The following is a 21,769-nucleotide window of genomic DNA, read 5'->3' on the forward strand; positions in this document are numbered from 1 at the left end:
GGCGAATTCGTGGTTAGGGTCGACGACGGACCACAGCGTCGTCTCTTTGTGAGTGGCGATGTTAGCTGCATGTACCTGGCCGATACGGCCAGCGCCCAGTAAAGCAATGTTAAACATAACGGCTCCCGGTGTTGGTGAATGCGGTGAACTAACGACCCTACAAATAAAACATTTATTTCATTTTTATAAATAGTGGAAATTATGTTTTTGAGCACGGGTTAACACTTTTGTGATGAGCAAGATAAATTTTGTTATCAATATCACAACATTATTGGGCATTGTGTTGGGGAGAACCTCATCCTGACCCTCTCCCCAATGGGGAGAAGGCGGGATGAAGTGCCAAGGAGAAAAATGAAATGAAAATTTCGCAGTTGTGAAACACTCAGTACTGACGCGCGTTTTTCACCTGCGCCTGAGTCTGCTGCGCCGCGTCCCGTACCGCGGCCGATGTCGCCACCTGCGCGTCACCGGTTCGCCACCAGGCGGCGTAGTCGTGGGTCATGGTCTTTGGCAGCACCTTGATATCGATAAGCGTCGGCCCCGGATGAGCCCGGGACTCCGCCAGCGCCGCCGTCAGGCTTTGCTCGTCGTGCACCCGCCACGCGCGGCAACCGTAGCTCTCGGCGTTTTGCGCGAAATCAACCTTCACCAGCGGGCCGTCAAGCTGCCCGGTTCGCGGGTTGCGATGACGGTTTTCGGTGCCGAAACTGCCCATCCCATGCCCCATTTGCAGATTGTTGATGCAGCCGAACCCAGCGTTATCAAACAGCAAAACGGTAATCTTAATCCCCTCCTGCACCGCCGTTTGCAGCTCGGAGTGCAACATCATGTACGAGCCGTCGCCCACCATGGCATAGACCGGTTGCTGCGGCATGGCGAGCTTCGCGCCAATGGCGGCGGCAATCTCGTAGCCCATGCAGGAGTAGCCGTACTCCAGATGGTAGCTGTCGGGCGTTTTCACCTGCCAGAGGCGCTGTAAATCCCCCGGTAGCGACCCCGCCGCGCCGACCACGATGGCGTTATCTTCAATATGCTGGTTGATAAGCCCCAGTACCCGCGTCTGGGTCAGACGGGTGTTGAGCGTCTCGCCATATTCACGCAACTGCGCGTCAAGATGCCCGCCGATTTCCGGCGCCTCGTCGGGAGCCCACGCCCGCGTCCACAGGCGGCGGCACTCGTCGCGCCAGGCCGCCATCGCCCGGGCCGCTTCATCCCCCCATGCGCTGCGATAATCGGCAAGCGCCGCCGTCAGCGCCGAAAGCCCGGTGCGGGCATCAGCCACCAGCGCCGTAGCGTCGAATTTTAAGGCGTCGAACTCCGCCACGTTGAGCAGCAGGAAGTCGACGTCCGGGTGGGAGAACAGTGCTTTCGAACCGGTGGTGAAATCGGTCAGCCGCGTGCCGACGCCAATCACCAGATCCGCCTGCGGCGCCAGCTGGTTCGCCGCCAGCCCGCCGGTAACGCCAATACCGCCAAGGTTCAGCGGGTGATCGCTTGCCAGCGCCCCTTTTCCGGCCTGGGTTTCAGCAAACGGCAACGCCAGCGTTTCGACGAATTCGCGAAACGCGTCGTGAGCGCCCGAGTAACGAACCCCGCCGCCGCACACCACCAGCGGCCTGCGCTTGCGGGCAATCAGCGCCCGCGCCATCGCTAGACGCTGCGCGTCTGGCGGGCGGCGTTCAATGTAATGCACGCGACGGGCGAAGAAGCTTTGCGGGTAATCCCAGGCTTCGCCCTGTACGTCCTGCGGCAGGCAAATCGTCACTGCGCCGGTGGCCGCCGGGTCGGTGAGCGTGCGCATGGCGTTCAGCATCGCGCTCATCAGTTGTTCCGGGCGGTTGATGCGGTCCCAGTAGCGGGACACCGGACGAAAGCAGTCGTTGGTGCTGATGCTAAGGTCGTGGTACTGCTCGATTTGCTGTAGCACCGGGTCCGGCTGGCGGCTGGCGTAAATATCCCCCGGCAGCAGCAGCAACGGAATGCGGTTCGCCGTGGCGGTCGCCGCCGCCGTCACCATGTTGGCCGCCCCCGGGCCGACCGACGAGGTGACGGCAAAAATGCGCAGGCGGCGGTGCTGTTTCGCGAACCCGGTCGCCATGTGCGCCATCCCCTGCTCGTTGCAGCCCTGCATGACCTTCAGATGACCGGCCTCCTGCTCCAGCGCCTGCCCGATACCGAGCACGTTGCCGTGGCCGAAAATGGTCGCCACGCCTTCCACAAAGGGCGTCTCCTGCCCGTCGACGCAGACATACTGTTGATTAAGGAATTTGACCAGCGCCTGCGCCATGGTCATACGTTCGGTGTTCATAACCCCTCCTGTCAGCCCAGCGTTGGCATAGAGAATGCGGCGCCCGTATCCTGTTGCATCTCAGGCCAGCGGGCGGTAACGGTTTTCATCCGGGTGTAGAAGCGTACGCCGTCGTTGCCGTGCACGTTGAGCGGGCCGAAAATAGAACGCTTCCAGCCGCCGAAGCTGTGAAACGCCATCGGGACCGGAATCGGGACGTTAACGCCGACCATCCCCGCCTGCACCTCTTCGCAGAAGCGACGCGCGCAGCCGCCGTCACGGGTGAAAATCGCCGTGCCATTACCATATTCATGGCGGTTAATCAGTTCTACTGCGCTGTCGTAATCTGCAACGCGCACCACAGAAAGCACCGGACCAAAAATCTCTTCTTTGTAGATAGTCATGTCGGCGGTCACGTTATCGAACAGCGTCGGGCCGACGAAAAAGCCCTGCTCATGGCCTTTGACATGAAAGCGGCGACCATCGAGGCGCAGCGTCGCGCCCTGCACCTCGCCGCTGTCGATATAACCCAGCACCTTGCTGCGATGGGCGGCGGAGATAAGCGGCCCCATCTCATTTTCCGGCGTCTGGTCGAGACCTGGCCCGACCCGCAGCGCGGCAATCTGCTCTTCCAGCCGCGCGCACAGGTCATCGGCCGTCTTATCCCCCACCGCCAGCACCACGGAGAGCGCCATGCAGCGTTCACCCGCCGCGCCGTACGCAGCGCCCATAATGGCGTTGGTCGCCATCTCCATATCCGCATCCGGCATCAGGATGCAGTGGTTTTTCGCCCCGCCCAGCGCCTGACAGCGTTTACCGTGCGCGGAGGCGGTCTGATAAATGTATTCTGCAATCGGCGTCGAGCCGACAAAGCTCACGGCCTGAACGCGCGGGTCGGTCAGCAGGACGTCGACGGATGTCTTATCGCCCTGCACAACGTTGAACACGCCGTCCGGCAGCCCGGCTTCTTTCAGCAGTTTCGCCAGCGCCAGCGCCAGCGAAGGGTCTTTCTCTGACGGTTTAAGCACGAAGGTATTGCCGGTCGCCAGCGCAATCGGGAACATCCACATCGGGACCATCGCCGGGAAATTAAACGGCGTGATCCCCGCGCATACGCCCAGCGGCTGCATCAGCGAGTGACTGTCGACGCCGGTGCCCACGTTGGCGGAGTGCTCCCCTTTTTGCAGATGCGGGATCCCGCAGGCAAATTCCACCACTTCGAGACCACGGGTCAGCTCGCCCACCGCATCAGAGTACACTTTGCCGTGTTCCTCGCTGATAAGCCGGGCCAGCGCGCTCATATGCTGTTCAAGCAGCGCTTTAAAGCGGAACATTATCCGCGCGCGTTTGAGCGGCGACTGGCCGGCCCAGGCGGGAAACGCCCGCGCGGCGGCGGCAATGGCCTGTTCCGTTTCCTGCGCCGTGCTCATCGCCACCTGGCGGATTTGTTCGCCGGTGGCCGGGTTGAAGATTGCCTGCACGCGCTGGCCTGAACCGGTGACACATTCGCCGTGAATAAAATTCGCTACCGTCTCCATCCTGAACCTCTCGCTGTTGATATGTGACTGTGACCTGTACACTGTACATGAAATAAATATTCCATTTTAAGTTGAAATAAAACGAAAATTAATTATTGTGATCACGCGTGGGTTTTTATGTTAACGACCTGCATCACCGTCACCACCTGCGCCATTAAGGGATTTCAGGCGAACCCTGACTGAAGCTGTTGTTTCATTTTGACGCAGTCTGAATGACTGACATTTAAAAAACGCGGTGTAGCGTTTAGAATCAGAGAACTATGCAATGGGGGTAAAATGACGACAGCATCCAGCCTGAATGAGCTACAGCAACAAATCCGCGGCCGCTACGACAGCCTGAGCAAAAGGCTGCAACAGGTATCCCGCTACGTGCTGGACAATACCAACAGCGTGGCCTTCGATACGGTTGCCGTTATCGCCGAACGCGCAGGGGTGCCGCCATCGACACTTATCCGTTTTGCCAACGCCTTTGACTTCACCGGTTTTAACGAAATGAAACAGCTGTTTCGTATGAATCTGGTGGAGGAGACCGCCAGCTACAGCGACCGCGCGCGGATGTTCCGCGAAATGGAGAGCGAGGCCGTGCCGGAAACACCGCTGGATATCCTGCAGGAGTTTGCCCGCTCCAACGCCCAGGCGTTGCAGCAGCTTGCCGCCCGTGCCGAACCGGAGATGCTGCAGCGCGCGGTGGAACTGCTGGCGGAGGCCGACACCATTTACATCGCCGGTTTGCGCCGCTCGTTCAGCGTGGCCGCCTATTTAACTTACGCGCTGAGCCATCTCGACTGTCGCCCCGTACTGCTCGACGGCATGGGCGGGATGCTGCGCGAGCAGATAAACCGCATCAAAGCGCGCGATATCGTGGTGTCGATTAGCTTCTCCCCCTATGCGGAAGAGACAGTGATGGTCAGCGAAACCGCCGCCAGCGTGGGCGCGCGGCAGATTGTCATTACCGACAGCCAGATAAGCCCGCTCGCCACCTTTAGCGATCTCTGCTTTGTGGTGAAAGAGGCGCAGGTGGATGCGTTCCGTTCCCAGTCCGCCACGCTGTGCCTGGTGCAGTCGCTGGTGGTGGCGCTGGCGTATCAGTTGGGGAATTCGAAAAGTCAGGCGTCATGAATCAGCCCCAGGGATATGAGCATGACGCCCACAGCGCACTTCTCGACCGAAATGCGGGTATTTAACCCTCTGCAACAGCAGAGGGTTTTGCTTAGTGGTTACAGGGGATAACGTCTACACAGAGCTAAATTTAGCCAATAGACCAGTCTTCGAGGCGCAAGCCACTGACCCGGGAAAACTCACGCGTGTTATTCGTCACCAATACCAGGCCGAGCGAACGGGCATGCGCCGCTATCATACTGTCATATGGACCGATGGGGGTCCCCGCTTTTGCCAATTCTGCCCTGATCTGCCCTGTCTGCACCGCAGCATTGTTGCCATAATTCAGCACTTCCAGTCGGGCAACGAACCCCTCCACTACGCGCAAATTTTTCTCCGGACTGGCGGATTTTTCCGCGCCGTAGATAAGCTCCATCAGCGTGACTGAGCTGATACACATTCGTCCATAATGCTGGTTAAACGCTTCCCGCACGGCCTGAGGTTTGTTTTTTATCGTGTAGATACAGATGTTGGTATCCAGCATGTATTTGAGCATCAGAACGCTTCCCTGTCCTGTTCACCTGGCTGCTCCCGGGCGACCATAAAATCGGACGTCACGCTCTCGCCATCAAACCAGCTATCCCAACTTTCACCCGCAGGGGTAATGATGCGAGTTCGCCCTACTGCGACGATCTCCACATGTTTGACGTCTTCCGGTAATGCCACCGCCTTTGGTAAACGTACCGCCTGGCTACGGTTACTCTTGAATACGGTTGTCTTTTCCATCATCGCCTCCCATGGTGAAATTTCATACTGATTGTCAGCATAAGGTAATTATGGGATATGTCAATGGGATATACCAAGAGGAATAGCGCTAACTCAACCTGCTTATTCAGGCCATGATCAGACGCTTAAACAACAGCTGCTGGAGGTCCTGCCGATGTGCCAGGATCGCATGCGCGGTCACTAAGGTTCCGTCTACGGAATACAAAACCCGGTAACCTTCAGCGTGGTTAAACTCCCGGTATTTGGCGCAGCCAATTTTCAGCAGTTCAGGGCAAATCTGGCAGCCCAAGGGGAACTGACCTACGGTACTCTCAAACTGTGTGAGAATATCTGCGATAACCGGACGTGGCTCAACATCAACACGCTTCAGAAAACCCGCTATTGTGTCGATGCAGTGCTTTACCGTCAGCGTGTACTCAAAGGTCACCTGCTGTTCCATGGAAATCCCTTAACGTTGAGCGCGCTGCGTTTAATCCGCAAGGCCATCCAGCAACGGGTCTTTCGAGAACACGCGCCCTTCAGCTTTATCTTTCTCTGACAGGGTAAGCAGCTTCAGCAAAGCAATGGCATTTTCTCGTTCCTGCTGCTGGTCATAAGACTCTATAACATAAGCAGGCACACCATTTTGTGTGACCAGGATGGGTTCTGACAGATCAAGCGTCGCTGCGTTCTTTTTAACGTAGCTGATTGTCTCTACTTTCATGATTCGTTCGCCTAATGGTCATACCTCGGTTTTAATATAGACCATATTTAGACCACCAACAACAGCCTATTGACGTTTCCTAAGGTCGGCACCGCCGTAAATAAAAAAACCCTCTGTGAAAACAGAGGGTTTTGTTTATTGACTACAGGAGGGGAAACTTATTCCCACTCAATCGTCGCCGGCGGCTTACCGCTGATGTCATACACCACGCGGGAAATACCGTTCACTTCGTTGATAATGCGGTTAGACACGCGGCCTAAGAAGTCGTACGGCAGGTGCGCCCAGTGCGCGGTCATAAAGTCGATAGTTTCGACTGCACGCAGAGAGACAACCCAGTCGTATTTACGACCATCGCCCATCACGCCAACGGAGCGAACCGGCAGGAACACGGTGAACGCCTGGCTCACTTTGTTGTACAGATCCGCTTTGTGCAGCTCTTCGATGAAGATAGCGTCGGCACGGCGCAGCAGGTCGCAGTACTCTTTCTTCACTTCGCCCAGCACGCGCACGCCGAGACCCGGGCCCGGGAACGGGTGACGGTACAGCATAGCGTACGGCAGGCCCAGCTCCAGACCAATCTTACGCACTTCGTCTTTGAACAGCTCACGCAGCGGTTCAACCAGACCCATCTTCATCTCTTTCGGCAGGCCGCCCACGTTGTGGTGAGATTTGATAACGTGCGCTTTACCGGTTGCAGAAGCCGCAGACTCGATAACGTCAGGGTAGATAGTGCCCTGCGCCAGCCACTTCACGTTCTCCAGCTTCAGCGCTTCTTCGTCGAACACTTCAACGAACACGCGGCCGATGATCTTGCGTTTGGCTTCCGGGTCATTCTCACCCGCCAGCGCGTCGAGGAAGCGCTGCTCGCCTTCCACGTGAACGATGTTCAGACCGAAATGGTCGCCGAACATGTCCATGACCTGCTGGGCTTCGTTCAGGCGCAGCAGACCGTTATCGACGAAGACGCAGGTCAGGTTTTTGCCGATGGCGCGGTGCAGCAGCATCGCGGTCACGGAGGAGTCAACACCGCCGGACAGGCCGAGGATCACTTTGTCATCGCCAACCTGCTGGCGGATACGCTCAACGGCGTCGTCGATGATTTTAGCTGGCGTCCACAACGCTTCACACTGGCAGATGTCGCGCACGAAGCGCTCCAGCATGCGCATACCCTGACGGGTATGGGTCACTTCCGGGTGGAACTGCACGCCGTAGAACCGTTTTTCTTCGTTCGCCATAATGGCGTACGGGCAGGTTTCGGTGCTGGCAACGGTCACGAAGCCCGCCGGGATCGCAGTTACTTTATCGCCGTGGCTCATCCACACATCCAGCAACGGTTTGCCGTCTGCGGTCAGCGCGTCTTCGATACCGCGAATCAGGGCGCTGTCGGTTTTCACTTCAACCTGCGCGTAGCCGAACTCACGCTCGTTGGAGCCTTCTACGTGGCCGCCCAGCTGCATCGCCATGGTCTGCATGCCGTAGCAGACGCCGAATACCGGTACGCCTGCTTCGAACACGTACTGCGGCGCGCGCGGGCTGTTTGCTTCGGTGGTGCTTTCCGGGCCGCCGGAAAGGATGATGCCGCTTGGGTTGAACTCGCGAATCTGTGCTTCCGTTACATCCCATGCCCACAGCTCGCAGTAGACGCCAAGTTCACGCACGCGACGCGCCACCAGCTGAGTGTACTGAGAACCGAAATCGAGGATGAGGATACGATGTTTATGAATATTTTCCGTCATTGACGCTAATTCCGAGGCAAGTGAAACAGAGTAAATAAATCGCCCGACGCAAGGTCGGGCGAAGAAAATCAGGATCCCAGACGGTAGTTCGGGGACTCTTTGGTGATGGTCACGTCGTGAACGTGGCTCTCCTGAATGCCCGCACCGCTGATGCGTACGAACTCCGCCTGCGTACGCAGCAGGTCAATGGTAGCACAGCCGGTCAGTCCCATACAGGAGCGCAGGCCGCCCATCTGCTGGTGAATGATCTCTTTCAGACGGCCTTTATAAGCAACGCGGCCTTCGATACCTTCCGGCACCAGTTTGTCGGCGGCGTTATCGGTCTGGAAGTAACGGTCAGAGGAGCCTTTGGACATCGCGCCCAGGGAGCCCATACCGCGATAAGACTTGTAAGAACGGCCCTGGTACAGTTCGATTTCACCCGGGGATTCTTCGGTACCGGCCAGCATCGAGCCCACCATGACCGCAGCAGCACCGGCTGCAATGGCTTTGGCGATGTCGCCGGAGAAGCGGATGCCGCCGTCAGCGATAACCGGAATACCGGTGCCTTCCAGCGCTTCAACCGCGTCAGAAACAGCGGTGATCTGAGGAACGCCCACGCCAGTCACGATACGGGTAGTACAGATAGAACCAGGACCAATACCGACTTTCACCGCGCTGCAACCCGCTTCTGCGAGCGCGCGAGCGCCTGCGCCCGTCGCGACGTTACCGCCGATGATTTGCAGGTTCGGGTATTTTGCACGGGTTTCGCGAATGCGCTGCAGCACGCCTTCGGAATGACCGTGGGAGGAGTCAATCAGCAGTACGTCAACGCCTGCCGCCACCAGCGCGTCAACGCGCTCTTCGTTACCGGCGCCCGCGCCAACCGCCGCACCGACGCGCAGACGGCCATGCTCGTCTTTACAGGCGTTCGGTTTACGTTCTGCTTTCTGGAAGTCTTTCACGGTGATCATGCCGCGCAGGTGGAAGTTACCGTCCACAACCAGCGCTTTCTCAACGCGTTTTTCGTGCATTTTAGCGAAAACCACGTCACGGGATTCACCTTCACGAACGGTGACCAGACGCTCTTTCGGGGTCATGTAGACGCTGACAGGCTGGTTCAGGTCGGTCACGAAACGTACGTCACGACCGGTGATGATACCGACCAGCTCGTTACCTTCGGTCACCACCGGATAACCGGCAAAACCGTTACGTTCGGTCAGTTCTTTTACTTCGCGCAGAGTCGTGGTCGGCAGCACGGTCTGCGGGTCAGTCACCACGCCGGACTCATGTTTTTTCACGCGCTTCACTTCTTCAGCCTGGCGCTCAATAGACATGTTTTTGTGGATAAAGCCAATGCCGCCTTCCTGTGCCAGAGCAATAGCCAGGCGCGCTTCAGTCACGGTGTCCATTGCCGCAGAGAGCAAAGGAATGTTCAGGCGAATGGTTTTCGTCAACTGTGTGCCGAGGTCGGCAGTATTCGGCAGAACGGTGGAGTGAGCGGGAACGAGGAGGACGTCGTCAAACGTCAGTGCTTCTTTGGCAATACGGAGCATGGCAATATCTCTACCTGGGTGGATTTAATATTGCCGCGGCATTATACAGAGCGTAACCGATTGCATCCACACTTTTTTATAAAAAATGCTTGCCATCCCCTCTGGGCGGGTTATAGTCGACTGAATAACCTGCTGATTTAGAATTTGATCTCGCTCACATGTTACCCTCTCAATCCCCCGCAATTTTTACCGTCAGCCGCCTGAACCAGACGGTGCGACTGCTGCTTGAGCAGGAAATGGGCCAGGTCTGGATCAGCGGAGAAATCTCCAACTTCACGCAACCGTCCTCCGGCCACTGGTACTTTACGCTCAAAGACGACAATGCCCAGGTCCGCTGCGCGATGTTTCGCAACAGCAACCGCCGGGTGACGTTTCGTCCGCAGCACGGCCAGCAGGTGCTGGTGCGCGCGGCTATCACCCTGTATGAGCCGCGCGGCGACTACCAAATCATCGTCGAGAGCATGCAGCCTGCGGGTGAAGGCTTACTGCAGCAGAAATATGAGCAGCTAAAAGCAAAACTCTCCGCCGAGGGGTTGTTCGATCAGGCGCTCAAAAAACCGCTGCCCTCACCGGCCCGCTGCGTCGGGGTGATTACCTCGAAAACCGGCGCGGCGCTGCATGATATTTTGCAGGTGCTTAAACGTCGCGACCCTTCCCTGCCCGTTATCATCTACCCGACCGCTGTGCAGGGTGATGATGCGCCAGGGCAGATTGTGCGCGCCATTGAGATGGCTAACGCACGCCAGGAGTGCGACGTGCTCATCGTTGGTCGTGGCGGCGGATCGCTTGAAGACCTGTGGAGTTTTAACGACGAGCGCGTGGCGCGGGCGATCTTCGTAAGCCAGATCCCCGTTGTGAGCGCTGTCGGACATGAAACCGACGTGACCATCGCGGATTTCGTGGCGGATTTACGCGCGCCGACACCCTCCGCAGCGGCGGAAATGGTGAGCCGTAATCAGTTGGAGCTGCTGCGTCAGTTGCAAAACGGACAGCAGCGTCTGGAAATGGCGATGGATTATTTCCTCGCTAACCGTACCCGTCGCTTTACCCAACTACACCATCGCCTGCAGCAACAGCATCCGCAGTTGCGTCTGGCTCGCCAGCAAACAGTGCTGGAACGCCTGCGCCAGCGGATGTCTTTCGCGCTCGATAGCCAGCTCAAACGCGCCAGTCAGCGTCAGCAGCGCCTGCTGCAACGCCTCAATCAGCAAAACCCGCAGCCGCGTATCTTTCGCAGCCAGACGCGTATCCAGCAGCTTGAATACCGGATGGCGGAAAGCATTCACCGCCGTCTTGCCAGCACCCGCGAGCGCTTTGGCAACGCCGTCACCCATCTGGAGGCCGTCAGCCCGCTCTCCACGCTGGCGCGCGGCTACAGCGTGACCACCGCGACGGACGGCAATGTGCTGAAACAGACCAAACAGGTGAACGTCGGTGATCTGCTCACGACCCGCCTGTCAGACGGCTGGGTGGAAAGCGAAGTGAAAGGTGTGACCGCCGCGAAGAAAACGCGGCGGAAAAAATCGGTTTAAACCGGCACAAACTCCACGCGTTTTTTAGAGATCAAACCGTGGCCGTTCTGGCAGAAATAATCCACCGCCCCGCACGCTTTTAACACCTGAAGCGGCTTGTGGCACTCCGGGCAGCGGGCTTCCAGCAGAATGTCTTTATTGCAGCTGTCGCAGTGCGCCATACCGTTTTGCGGTTCCAGTTGTGCATGGCAATCCGGGCAGGTAATCGACATACTCGCTCCTTAGTCGGGTTGATATCAGGTGTTCGCTACCGGCTTTTGCTCAGTCTTCGTCTGCGCATTTTCCAGCATACGGCGTACCGGAACAATGAGGACAATCAGGACAGCAGCACAAATCAGCAACGCGACGGAGCAACGCGCAAAGAGATCCGGCAGCATATTGAGCTGATCGGCTTTCACATGACCGCCAATCAGGCCCGCCGCCAGGTTACCCAGCGCGCTTGCGCAAAACCACAATCCCATCATCTGACCGCGCATTCTTTCCGGCGCCAGCAGCGTCATGGTCGCCAGACCAATCGGGCTCAGGCACAGCTCGCCGAGCGTCAGCATCAGAATACTACCGACCAGCCAGAGCGGCGATACGCCCGCCCCACCGTTGTTCAGCACGTTCTGTGCCGCCAGCATCATCAGGCCAAAGCCCGCCGCCGCGCACAGAATACCGATGACGAACTTGGTGATGCTGCCCGGGCGAATGTTCATGCTCGCAAGCTTCGGCCATGCCCAACTGAAAACCGGCGCCAGCAGGATGATGAACAGCGCGTTGACTGACTGGAACCACACGGCGGGGATTTCGAAATCACCAATCATGCGGTTCGTGTAGTCGTTGGCAAACAGGTTAAACGACGTCGGTTTTTGCTCAAACGCGGACCAGAAGAAGGCGGCAGACACCAGCAGAATAAAGCAGACCAGCAGCCTGGCGCGCTCTTTACGCGTCAGCCCTGCAAATACAAACAACCAGATAAAATAGAGGGCAACGGACGCTGCAATCACGTAAACCAGTATACTGGTCACCGACACCGGGTTAATCACAATCACGCCCTGGGCTATCAGCGTAATAATGACCGCCACTCCCACCGCCAGCGCCAGCAGCCAGCCGCCAACGCCATTTTTCTTCGCAACCGGGTTATTCCAGGTGGAGTCGAGGCCGACTTCGCTGTCGTAGCGCTTCATCGCCGGGACGGCAAACACGCGGAAGATAACCAGCGCGACCAGCATCCCGATACCGCCGATACCAAACCCCCAGTGCCAGCCGTGGCTTTTAATCAGCCAGCCGGAGATCAGCGGCGCGATAAACGACCCCATATTGATGCCCATATAAAACAGCGAAAAACCGCCGTCACGACGCGCATCGCCTTTTTTATACAGCGTACCCACCATGACGGAGATACAGGTCTTGAACAGGCCGGAGCCGAGCACAATAAACATCAGGCCGATAAAGAACAGGTTGTTCCCCATCACGGCGGAGAGCGCAATCGACAGGTGGCCGAGGGCGATCAGAATCGAACCGTACCAGACCGCTTTCTGCTGGCCGAGCCAGTTATCCGCCAGCCAGCCGCCCGGCAGCGCGGCGAGATACATGGTGCCAGCAAAAATACCGACGATCGCCGACGCATTTTCGCGCGCCAGCCCCATACCGCCGTCATACACGGTGGCGGCCATAAACAGGATCAGTAACGGACGAATGCCGTAAAACGAAAACCGCTCCCACATTTCAGTGAAAAACAGCGAACCAAGAGGATAAGGATGACCGAAGAATGTTCGGCTTTCTTTTTGATGAACAGAGGATTGCATAATTCTCCCGAAAAAATATGTCGTCATGCCTGTGAACACTGCGATGTACGCCGGTCAGTGATGTACCTAGCCGATTTTTTACATGCAGCGGAATATTATTTAACTATTTGATAACTTAGCACCAGTATTGTCTAGTACCAGGGAACAGACTTTAAGATGAAAATTCGACAATTGTCTACTTTCTTAGATTTAAACTTGGTCGGAAAGGAATAGTGATTGACATCGGGTGTAAACAACCGCGGCCCGCTACACACCATCTAATGTTTACAGATTGCAAACTGAGTACGATAAGCATTCGCCTCACTGGATAACATGAAATACAGGAAGGGCTGGTGGGTGATTGATGTTGGCGGAAATCAGTTACGGATCATCTTTTTCGCCAGTTTTGCTACTGGAAAGATTTTCATCAAACACATCGTGACCCACGCGGAGTACGACAAGCTAATTAAGCATTACCGGGAGAACAAAGAATGACAGCAACCATGAACGAAGTGATTAACGCCGCTGGCGCACTGGCAAAAATCGCCCCGCTGTTGGGCGATAACGTGTCTGAGCACGATTATCACGACGCGCTGGCGCTGGTGGAGCACCTGTTGGAAACTGACGAAAACAACGTACTGGTGGATATTCTGTGCCAGAAAATTACGGCATACGAAAGTACCATGCCGAAAGTGATCGCCATGAATGAACGCCTGGCGACAGTGGATAGCGGTACCTCAATGCTGCGCCTGCTGATTGACCAGCACAGCCTGACGCTTTCTGACTTCGAAAACGAAATAGGTAAAAAGGCAATGGTTAGCCTGATCCTGAACGGTAAACGCCAGCTGTCGCTTGACCATATCCACAAGCTGGCAGCGCGTTTCAACATTAGCCCGGCTTTGTTCGTGTAACCGAACCGACACACAACAAAAAAGCCCGGCATCATGGGGTCAGTCCATAATGCGGGCTTTGTGATGTAGATAAGCTTTAGTGAATCTCGGCGATTCGTTATTTGCTTTTCTAATGTGAATATCAAATAAAACCATAAAACAATTGATTTATAAATGTTTTTATTAATGATATTTAACTTTGTGTACACCCTTGTGTACATGAAAACACAGAGTGCTCATGTAACAAGGTCAAAATACAACCAGCCATAAGAATGACCCGCTGTAAGAAAAAGATACCCGGCTACTTTGAGTCGGATAACCTCTAATGGATTACGGGTGAGATTGGTTCGCCGCCGTTCGGCGTGCCCCGTATTGCTTACCTGCTGCGTGCAACCCGGCGGCGAGGATTTTCTGCGTGAGCTCACCGAGTTTATGCTCAACCGCATCATGGACGCTGATGTTACTCAGCGTATCAACGCGAGCCTCATGAACGCAGTGACGAGCGCGAGACCTACCGCAACGGCTACCCTGACCGTCAGTACAACACACGCAAAGGAGCCATAAAAAATCGGCCAGAAAGCTGCGAATAAGGCCGAATGGCCACTAAAACCAGTGAAATCGAGTTCACGGATGCCGATTCCCCAACCCATAAAGGCCAGTTTTGATGCGCTAACGATAGCACCAGTGATACCAAAAGAGCCCATTGACAGACAACTGGCCGGGAAGGTGTACGCAAAAATAGAACAACCAGCATTGCCACCGTGCTGGGCAACAGCACAGTGCTATCGCCCAAAAAAGAACAAATAGCAAGAGATGTTAATCTGTGAGGAGAGACACTATTACGACACAGAGCTAAACCTAACCAGACAGGCACCTCTGTGCCAGCAGCGGACGTTGCTGCGACGAAACCGGACGTTAAAAAACTCTCGCCACGACGAATAACATCATCCCCGATGGCTCATGCTGACGTGACGCTTATCTGTGAACTCGACGAACAATGGAGCTTTGTTGGCAGTAAAGCCCGACAGCACTGGCTCTGGTACGCGTACAACACGAAAAATGGTGGTGTGCTGGCCTACACTTTTGGCCCGCAGAACCGATGAAACCTGTCGTAAATTACTGGCCCTGCTCACCCCCTTTAAGATCGGGATGCTGACTACTGATAAGTGGGGCAGTTACGCCAGAGAGGTTCCGAAAGACAATCATCTGACTGGCAAGATCTTTACCCAGCGCATTGAGCGTAACAACCTGACGCTGAGAACCCGAATCAAGAGGATGGCCCGCAGAACCATCTGTTTCTCACGCTCTGTTGAGATTCATGAGAAAGTCATCGGAGCCTTTATCGAAAAATACATGTTCTACTAATTGGAGTCATTACCACTTATTGAATAAAGAGCAATTTTACAGCACCTCATTGCGCTCCTGACGACCATGTTCATGGCCAGTGGATTTTTAAAACGCCTTTCCAAATCGCTAACCATCAAGTCAGAATAGCTGCCGGCAACGAGATACACGAACCTGCGGGAAGCGAAGAGGGATATCAGCCATTACCTGATGGATTACTACAACTGGCGGCGACCCCATCAACACCATGATGGGATACCGCCAGCAAAAGCCGAAGAACGGCCTAACAGAGTGTCCGGGTTTAGTTGGCCACTACATTCAGGAGAATGCCTCGCTCAGATGCCTCCGATACCAAACTGGTTCTTTTAACACTGTTACATCGCTCATTCCATTCTCCAGTGCCTCAAAGATCGATGTAGCTGTCTGACCAAACATACGATTAGCCGCACTCTCGCTGTCAAAGTCTTTGTACACAATGAGCTTTCTCCTACCGCCAGCCTTTTGATAGAGCTGTGCCCAGTCTGTTTCGGACAAGATCTTCGGACCATTGAGCAATAGCATGCCCTCATCCTCAAACTGGCCTGCGGTCAGATCGAACACATATTGCTTGCCGTCCTTGCTGCCCAGGACCACGAAATGGTTGAAGGCCTCTTCGTCTTTGAGAGCTGACCATACATACATCCCCCTATACCTTATGTCAGTCATTCCTTTTCTTTTCATAAAGTTGACCACCGACTCCATCACTGCTGAGCACTGTCCCTTCGGTTTTAATATGCGATCGTTGATATCTGTAATCCCATACATTTCTGACAGATAGCCACGCATCTCTTCCGGCAGAGCGGCAGCCGGGCTGTCTTCGATGATCGGGCGCGAGGGTATTTTGAAGATATCCGAGTTAAGCTTTAGGTTCTTTTGAGCCCGCGTTAGTTCTTCTGTAAGACTTCTCCATGCATGTATTCTGCCAGAAGCAGGTAGGCTCGGTCGCCCCAGCTTTATTGATTGCTCAACTGCCTTATCAGAACCGCTCAGACGAACCAGTTCTTTTGCATCGTCGGTGTTTCTCAGCGATGCAACTAAGAAGTCAATCTTACCCTGGTTATTTAGGCTGACCCACTGCTCGGATGTAAGCGTGGAAACACCCGGACGCTGTAAGTTCAACTTATCCAGGTTACTCTGGTACTGTTTGGGAGTATATTCATGCAAAGAAAAGTCCCATCTCTTATTTAGATTAAGCTTATCCAGACGAACGTGTGAAGGCTCCCTGCTGATATCGAACACTGAGGATAGTACTCTGCGCTGAGTGTCTTGTGGTAATTCAGTGAAACCATTCGTATACAATTTGGTCAAATCCTCATGGTTAACGATATGTCCTGCACGGCCGGTGAGCCACGTATTGATGTCGAGCTGTGGCATAACGCCCATTCCGGCATCCGACTGAATCACATAGGCGTCTCTGTTGATCTTAGCTTCCCTTATCACAGGAAAGTCAATGAGATACTTATGACCTATACGACTGTCATTGACAATTGCCACATAGCTTTTATCAGGCTGAAGTTTGGCCAATAAATCTTGATATGAGATCCCATTAAATTTTGGCAGTGTCACCGGATTAATAGGAACACTATCTTCCACCATCAGTTTAAAAATATTCTGGGCAGAAACGCCACATACAGGACTATTAATAGATTCAGGATCTATTCCGGTCAACGCACGATAGCTTTCCGCCCCCCCCATATCATTAACCATTTGATCGAATTTAGTTTTAAGCTCAACAGCATCACGATCAACAATACGTCCTTCCCAATCGTCATGCCACAATACCCTATTGGTCACTGGGTCAGAGTTCAGCTCTTGTAACATAAGGCGTCTGCTTTTTGGGGTTCCTCCCCCCTCCCCACTTCCACCGCTAGCTGATGAACTTTCAGCGCCACTGTCGGATACAGAACCACGCTTCATCTTATTGATGAACTCCCTGACCTTCGCTTTAAGTCCTCCTCCTCCTCCCGCGTTCTGCAAACTCCAGGCGGTTAATAAAGTTTTGTCGTTAGAGACTTGCCAGGTAACGCCATAATCACGAGAGATGCTAAACACTTTGTTCTCACGTTTCCCCAACAGGACAGAGTCAGAACCGGGGATTTTAAACTCGCGTTCTGATTCCGGGTGGTGATAGTTGGTTAGTCTTGTTAAATCGTTAAGTATCTGTTCTTTTTCTTGTTGAGAAATTGCATGTTCTCCTGGAAGAGAGAATTTACGACTCAGTATCGCTTCAGCGTCCTCACTGAGAGGGGCTACCAGATGAGCTCCAGGTCGTAACTCCTGCTGTGGCCGTAACTCTCCCAATAAGTACATGATTCGTGCCATAGCCTTATTGTTCGTGGCAAATGGTTTATAATGCATGACCGCGGCATATAATGCCTCTCCCTGGAAATGTGTATCTAACGATCGTATTTTATTCAGCGCCTTAGTAAACCCTGCTCTTTTTAACGATGAACCGCTGGCACCCAGGTCTCTCACTACATCATCCCCTCCCCATGTTATTTCATGGTGTATTGTATTGATGGTATCCATATTGAAAACATCACGGTATTTATCACTACTAAAATCCCTAACTATTCTTTTAACAGCCGAACTGTTAATATCCTGACCACGGAAAACCCAGTGCCCTGCAAAATGAGGATGTTTTGCATGCTCACGCGGCAACAATAATGGCGAGTCAAGATATTTCTCCAGCACTGAATCTGCCTGTTCAAGTTCCCTCAGTTCTCTCTCTAACAAACGTTGGATTTGCTCCTGCGCAACAGAGAATGGCAACTCCTTTCTTGCCAGTATAGCAACCCTGATTTGGTCATTAATAGCCTCGCTCACTCCCCTCTGCACCAGCTGGCGGGCTGCCGGGGTCTTGTTCAGGATATCTGTCATCAGACTGACCTTCCCGGAGTCCGCTAATTTCCTCCAGCCAAACTGACCAATTAAAGTCGAAGATCCGCTTCTCAGAGATGATTTGACCCGCTGATATAAACCAGGAAGTTTACTTAGCGCTGGTTTTGCCATAGTAACACCGGAGGCCGTATGACCCAGCCCCGCCAGCACGGCCGCAATAATAGCATCATTGAGGTGGGCATTTGCCTCAGAGGCTGTATCAGCGTTTTTTTCCAGCTCTAGCGCCGCAAGGACATACGCTGCATCAAGGGTTAGCATAGTCCCCGTAGCCGCAGCCGCAGCCAGTGGACCCGTGAAAGCCATACTCACCGGTACTAGCCCTATAGAAGTAACCATGACGGATGTTTTAAATGCTTCAAGAGTCCTCTCTCTTTTACTCTCGAGTGGAGTACGTATTATAGCATCGGCATCTGACACCAGACGTTCTAATAGCCCGTTAACCAGTTTCTTGGCCATATCCTCCTGGTTGTCACTTGGAGAGAAAGAGAATGGATGACTCTCGAAGTTTGAAAATGAATATCTACTAGTTTGGGAGCGTCTAATTTCCATTATACTGTCAGTTTGAATATCAGAAGGGCGATGATAGAGGGGTATTCTATCCCTGACCCACTGTTTAAAATCATTATTACCAGGGAAGGTCGAGACTCTTTTCGACTCCATAGAACGATGTTTTTTATTTGTTGGATCGACGTAATGTTTACTCACTTCCCCAACTTCGAAAGATTTAGAATCGTGTATGCTGAATAATACCCCTTTCTTTGTATTCTTAACCGGGATCATAAATGCATCATTCAGTTTGACGCCATTATAAGACACCTCCTCAGCATTGGTTTCTCCTGCAATAAAAGACTCCACTGCCCTTTTATATTCAGAGTCACGGTTCAACTCAGGATTGCTGAGATACTCTCTGCAACGCAGTGTTATCATAGAGTTGGTATGTTTCGCCAATATATTCACTTTCGTTGTATTATTAGCTAAGGCTTGTGCAGCCTCTTTCATCTTTTGTTCTATATTCCATTCTTCACGTATCCATTTCACCATCCTGGTGGTTTCAGGATCCATATCTTCTATTCGACTTCCATATCCATTTCCACTTCCTCTCTGCTTTTGGAGTCGTTCCGCCTCCCCAAGAACAAGTTCTTTTACTGATAAATTAGGTCTGAGATCATTTTCTTTAACAGCCTTATTTTCGAAGGTATTTTTATTAACACTATAATCTGTTATCCGTAGGGGAACCACGGAATCTGCCTGCATATTGTTCTGTGTCGCCCTCCCAGCGGCAGCTACCCGACGTTCTTCGTTGAGGCGTTCGATTTTTTGCTGAGTCTTTCCACGATCATTACTATCATAATGTCTCGGCAACCCCTGCCCAGCGAGATAAGCCCTGATAGCATTATTAACTTCATCTGTAATGAATTTATCCATATCCAGAATTGGTGTCTCCCACACTTTCCTCAACTGGAAAACAAAATCCACAGCGTCATTCATTCGCTTTTCGTCATCCAGAGCATCAGCGTTAGAAATGGCCGACTCGGTATTTTCTTCATTAATTTCCAGGTCCTCTGGGATATACGAAGCAATCTCTTTCCTGTCGGTAACAGATGCATAGTTATTTCGTACGTGACTCCCGAGTGCATCAATAAAAGGTTGGTAGTTCTTCACTACGCTGGGGCTGTATCTTTTTGTTAGCACGGATAAATATTGCAATGTTTTGATGAGAAAGACTTTTTCGCGTTCGCGTCCTTTCAGACCCATCACTGTCGAATCGCTACGGATGTTATCCAATATACTGTTGGTGATAACGTCATTACTCAAACCCTTTCTTTCAATTATTGTCTGCATAAAGGCGGGAATGTACTGATTATTTTCAGTGTCACTAGCCGACCGTCTACTTCTGACGGCTGATTCCCCGACGTCTCGCTTATTTTCCACCGCATTATTGTCGATGGTGCGTGGCTCTTCTTGAAAACGAAGAGAATTAGTTTCATATATGTCAGTCACATCTTCGACATCCACATCGTCTGTCGCAGCAGTCGTTGTACTTTCAACCTGCTGTGATGGACTGGTTGCTGCACTGCTGCTCCCTGTAAAATGTTTTGCACCAAGCCAGGTAAGCAATCCCATGGCCGCAGTCCCTAAAGTTGCCCCTGCATAATATCCCCCTCTTGAAGCGGCCGTGGTCGCGAGAGCTGCTGCGGTTAATGGTATTGTGAGCGGTAACAAAGGGTCTTTCGCGGTACTGGCAGATGTCGTGGTAGGGAATGGGTTGCTGGCACTATTGTGGAATGACACCCGTGTATTAGCCCTGGTCGTATCGGTCAGTGTTTGTTGCTGAGGTGGCAGCATTCCCGGCATCATAGCGTTTGTGAGGTGTATGGCGGGTTCCAGCCAGGGGTATTTCGGTGTTTCTGTAAAAACAAACTCTCCCTGGGGGCGAGTGCTATTTCGGAAAGCCTGAAATTTAGCAAATTCCTGCTCATCTGCCTCCAGAAATTTCTGAAATTGTTCTTCAGGGGTCAGGTCATCCTCAACGACATATTCCCCCACTACGTTTTCTGGATGCATAAAAAAATCCTTATCCGCAGGTTCCCTGCAAATATTTTCAAGGTGAAGGTCATCCAACCCAACTAGCTCAGAGTATAGTTTATTTGCTAATGCCAGACTAAAAAAACCGCATTCTGCGTTGTTTCTTTGAATATCCGTTAATATTACCGAAAAATGACAATCAGCTACGTGTTCTCGGTCAATAGCTGATATTATGCTATTAGCGAGTTCGTCTGGAGCAGCCCCATGATCGTTTATAGATTCAAACATGATTGCTGATGTTTTTCCATCGGTACGCTTGCAGTCAACAATGGAAAAGTGGAGTCCATCTTTATGCATATTTACGATAAATCGAGCGCTTTGCCCTTCTAATAGTGATGTTTTGATAAATGCTGCGAAATCATTCGGATTCTTAGCAAATTTGAGATTTAGGTCTGGGTTGCTTTGATTGGCCAGATCAACCATGGCTGGCATCATGTTGAGATCTGTTTTTCCATAGGATGCATGGAGCCAACTATCGTTTGCGATATCCTTTCCCAGTTTCGCCATTGCAGCTACTAATGATTTTTGATGTGAAGAAGCATCATTTTTTGGTGAGAATTTGTTGGGTTTATTTGCTACATGTTCAAGCATTATTTTCTTCCTGTGCGATAGTTAATAGATTGACCTTCCACAATATCGGGCTACAAAAAAGTATGTAGCGACGGCAGAGTATACTGATGGGGATAGCATATAACTTGTAAAATTTAGCTATACGAGTAGGAGTTTGAGGGCCAATGGAACGAAAACGTACGTTAAGGAGATAATTCATTGTTTAAATTGAAATTTAACGCTCTTATTTCTCCCTTCAGAATATCCTCCGGTAGCGCGAACGTATAATGCCCCAACATATTGATATGCCCGTACATCAGTGGGGATAACCGGGCGATATATTCATCCCCGGTTTCTTCTCCATTACCGCGCATCCAGCTCAGTGCTTCCTGCATATAAAGCGTGTTCCACAGTACCACTGCGTTAGTGACCAGTTTCTTAAACCCATAGCGGGGATAATGCTCAGCGGCCTCAGT

The 21,769-nt window shown here is 52.8% G+C and carries 15 protein-coding genes and 6 pseudogenes; 7 read left to right on the forward strand and 14 right to left on the reverse strand.

The window, feature by feature from the left end; genetic code table 11:
• The 3 genes and pseudogenes from JO226_RS16255 to JO226_RS16265 all read right to left on the reverse strand — a co-directional run.
• Positions 1 to 117 (reverse strand): annotated as a pseudogene (locus tag JO226_RS16255) (inositol 2-dehydrogenase); the annotation flags it as partial.
• A gap of 265 nt (positions 118 to 382) precedes the next feature.
• Positions 383 to 2,308, reverse strand: a complete 1,926-nt coding sequence (gene iolD / locus JO226_RS16260) for a 3D-(3,5/4)-trihydroxycyclohexane-1,2-dione acylhydrolase (decyclizing) (protein WP_293606805.1) — start codon at positions 2,306 to 2,308, stop codon at positions 383 to 385.
• Positions 2,309 to 2,319: 11 nt separating this feature from the next.
• Positions 2,320 to 3,825 (reverse strand): CoA-acylating methylmalonate-semialdehyde dehydrogenase, encoded by a 1,506-nt coding sequence (locus JO226_RS16265; protein ID WP_293606806.1) that lies wholly within the window; start codon positions 3,823 to 3,825, stop codon positions 2,320 to 2,322.
• Positions 3,826 to 4,101: 276 nt separating this feature from the next.
• On the opposite strand from JO226_RS16265, the gene JO226_RS16270 reads away from it, so the two are divergent.
• The gene (locus JO226_RS16270) at positions 4,102 to 4,944 is read left to right on the forward strand and encodes a MurR/RpiR family transcriptional regulator (RefSeq protein WP_293606807.1); all 843 of its coding nucleotides are present in this window, start codon (positions 4,102 to 4,104) and stop codon (positions 4,942 to 4,944) included.
• 130 nt (positions 4,945 to 5,074) lie between these two features.
• On the opposite strand, the gene vapC is transcribed toward JO226_RS16270, so the two are convergent.
• From vapC to guaB, 6 genes are all read right to left on the reverse strand, one after another.
• Positions 5,075 to 5,479 carry a tRNA(fMet)-specific endonuclease VapC gene (gene vapC / locus JO226_RS16275; RefSeq protein ID WP_293606808.1) on the reverse strand — a complete coding sequence of 135 codons (405 nt, stop codon included), beginning with the start codon at positions 5,477 to 5,479 and terminating at the stop codon, positions 5,075 to 5,077.
• A complete protein-coding gene (gene vapB / locus JO226_RS16280; protein WP_293606819.1) occupies positions 5,479 to 5,709 on the reverse strand; it encodes a type II toxin-antitoxin system VapB family antitoxin in 231 nt (76 codons plus the stop codon). Before vapB ends, vapC begins: the two co-directional genes overlap by 1 nt.
• A gap of 106 nt (positions 5,710 to 5,815) precedes the next feature.
• Entirely contained in the window at positions 5,816 to 6,148 is a 333-nt protein-coding gene (locus JO226_RS16285; RefSeq protein WP_293606809.1) for a type II toxin-antitoxin system RelE/ParE family toxin, read from the reverse strand.
• Between the two features lie 30 nt (positions 6,149 to 6,178).
• Positions 6,179 to 6,412 (reverse strand): type II toxin-antitoxin system Phd/YefM family antitoxin, encoded by a 234-nt coding sequence (locus JO226_RS16290; RefSeq protein ID WP_293606810.1) that lies wholly within the window; start codon positions 6,410 to 6,412, stop codon positions 6,179 to 6,181.
• A gap of 158 nt (positions 6,413 to 6,570) precedes the next feature.
• Positions 6,571 to 8,148 (reverse strand): glutamine-hydrolyzing GMP synthase, encoded by a 1,578-nt coding sequence (gene guaA / locus JO226_RS16295; protein WP_293606811.1) that lies wholly within the window; start codon positions 8,146 to 8,148, stop codon positions 6,571 to 6,573.
• A 68-nt stretch (positions 8,149 to 8,216) separates the two neighbouring features.
• On the reverse strand, positions 8,217 to 9,683 hold the full coding sequence (gene guaB / locus JO226_RS16300) for an IMP dehydrogenase (RefSeq protein ID WP_293606812.1): 1,467 nt from the start codon (positions 9,681 to 9,683) through the stop codon (positions 8,217 to 8,219).
• Positions 9,684 to 9,841: 158 nt separating this feature from the next.
• On the opposite strand from guaB, the gene xseA reads away from it, so the two are divergent.
• Positions 9,842 to 11,215: an exodeoxyribonuclease VII large subunit gene (xseA, locus tag JO226_RS16305; RefSeq protein ID WP_293606813.1), complete on the forward strand. Its 1,374-nt coding sequence runs from the start codon at positions 9,842 to 9,844 to the stop codon at positions 11,213 to 11,215.
• On the opposite strand, the gene JO226_RS16310 is transcribed toward xseA, so the two are convergent.
• Positions 11,212 to 11,427 (reverse strand): zinc ribbon domain-containing protein, encoded by a 216-nt coding sequence (locus JO226_RS16310; RefSeq protein ID WP_293606814.1) that lies wholly within the window; start codon positions 11,425 to 11,427, stop codon positions 11,212 to 11,214. The genes xseA and JO226_RS16310 overlap by 4 nt on opposite strands.
• Before the next feature lie 24 nt (positions 11,428 to 11,451).
• Complete coding sequence (locus JO226_RS16315; protein ID WP_293606815.1) at positions 11,452 to 13,005, reverse strand: peptide MFS transporter; 1,554 nt, start codon at positions 13,003 to 13,005, stop codon at positions 11,452 to 11,454.
• 276 nt (positions 13,006 to 13,281) lie between these two features.
• On the opposite strand from JO226_RS16315, the pseudogene JO226_RS16320 reads away from it, so the two are divergent.
• The 3 genes and pseudogenes from JO226_RS16320 to JO226_RS16330 form a co-directional block, all read left to right on the forward strand.
• Positions 13,282 to 13,479, forward strand: a pseudogene (locus tag JO226_RS16320) (type II toxin-antitoxin system HigB family toxin); the annotation flags it as partial.
• Positions 13,476 to 13,895, forward strand: a complete 420-nt coding sequence (locus JO226_RS16325) for a helix-turn-helix domain-containing protein (protein ID WP_293606816.1) — start codon at positions 13,476 to 13,478, stop codon at positions 13,893 to 13,895. The pseudogene JO226_RS16320 and the gene JO226_RS16325, both read left to right, overlap by 4 nt.
• A gap of 351 nt (positions 13,896 to 14,246) precedes the next feature.
• Positions 14,247 to 14,425 (forward strand): annotated as a pseudogene (locus JO226_RS16330) (transposase); the annotation flags it as partial.
• Positions 14,426 to 14,437: 12 nt separating this feature from the next.
• Here JO226_RS16330 and JO226_RS16335 read toward each other — a convergent pair.
• A pseudogene (locus JO226_RS16335) lies at positions 14,438 to 14,679 on the reverse strand (hypothetical protein); the annotation flags it as partial.
• Between the two features lie 148 nt (positions 14,680 to 14,827).
• Here JO226_RS16335 and JO226_RS16340 point away from each other — a divergent pair.
• Both JO226_RS16340 and JO226_RS16345 read left to right on the forward strand, forming a co-directional pair.
• Positions 14,828 to 15,239 (forward strand): annotated as a pseudogene (locus JO226_RS16340) (IS1 family transposase).
• A gap of 87 nt (positions 15,240 to 15,326) precedes the next feature.
• Positions 15,327 to 15,524, forward strand: a pseudogene (locus tag JO226_RS16345) (IS3 family transposase); the annotation flags it as partial.
• Positions 15,525 to 15,536: 12 nt separating this feature from the next.
• Here the strand turns inward: JO226_RS16345 and JO226_RS16350 are convergent.
• Positions 15,537 to 21,335, reverse strand: coding sequence for a cycle-inhibiting factor (locus tag JO226_RS16350; RefSeq protein WP_293606817.1), 5,799 nt, complete (start codon positions 21,333 to 21,335; stop codon positions 15,537 to 15,539).
• 161 nt (positions 21,336 to 21,496) lie between these two features.
• A partial coding sequence (locus tag JO226_RS16355; RefSeq protein WP_293606818.1) for a Tn3 family transposase occupies positions 21,497 to 21,769 on the reverse strand: 273 nt, incomplete at its 5' end.

It is taken from the genome of Pluralibacter sp. (assembly GCF_019237635.1).
GTDB lineage: Bacteria > Pseudomonadota > Gammaproteobacteria > Enterobacterales > Enterobacteriaceae > Enterobacter_B.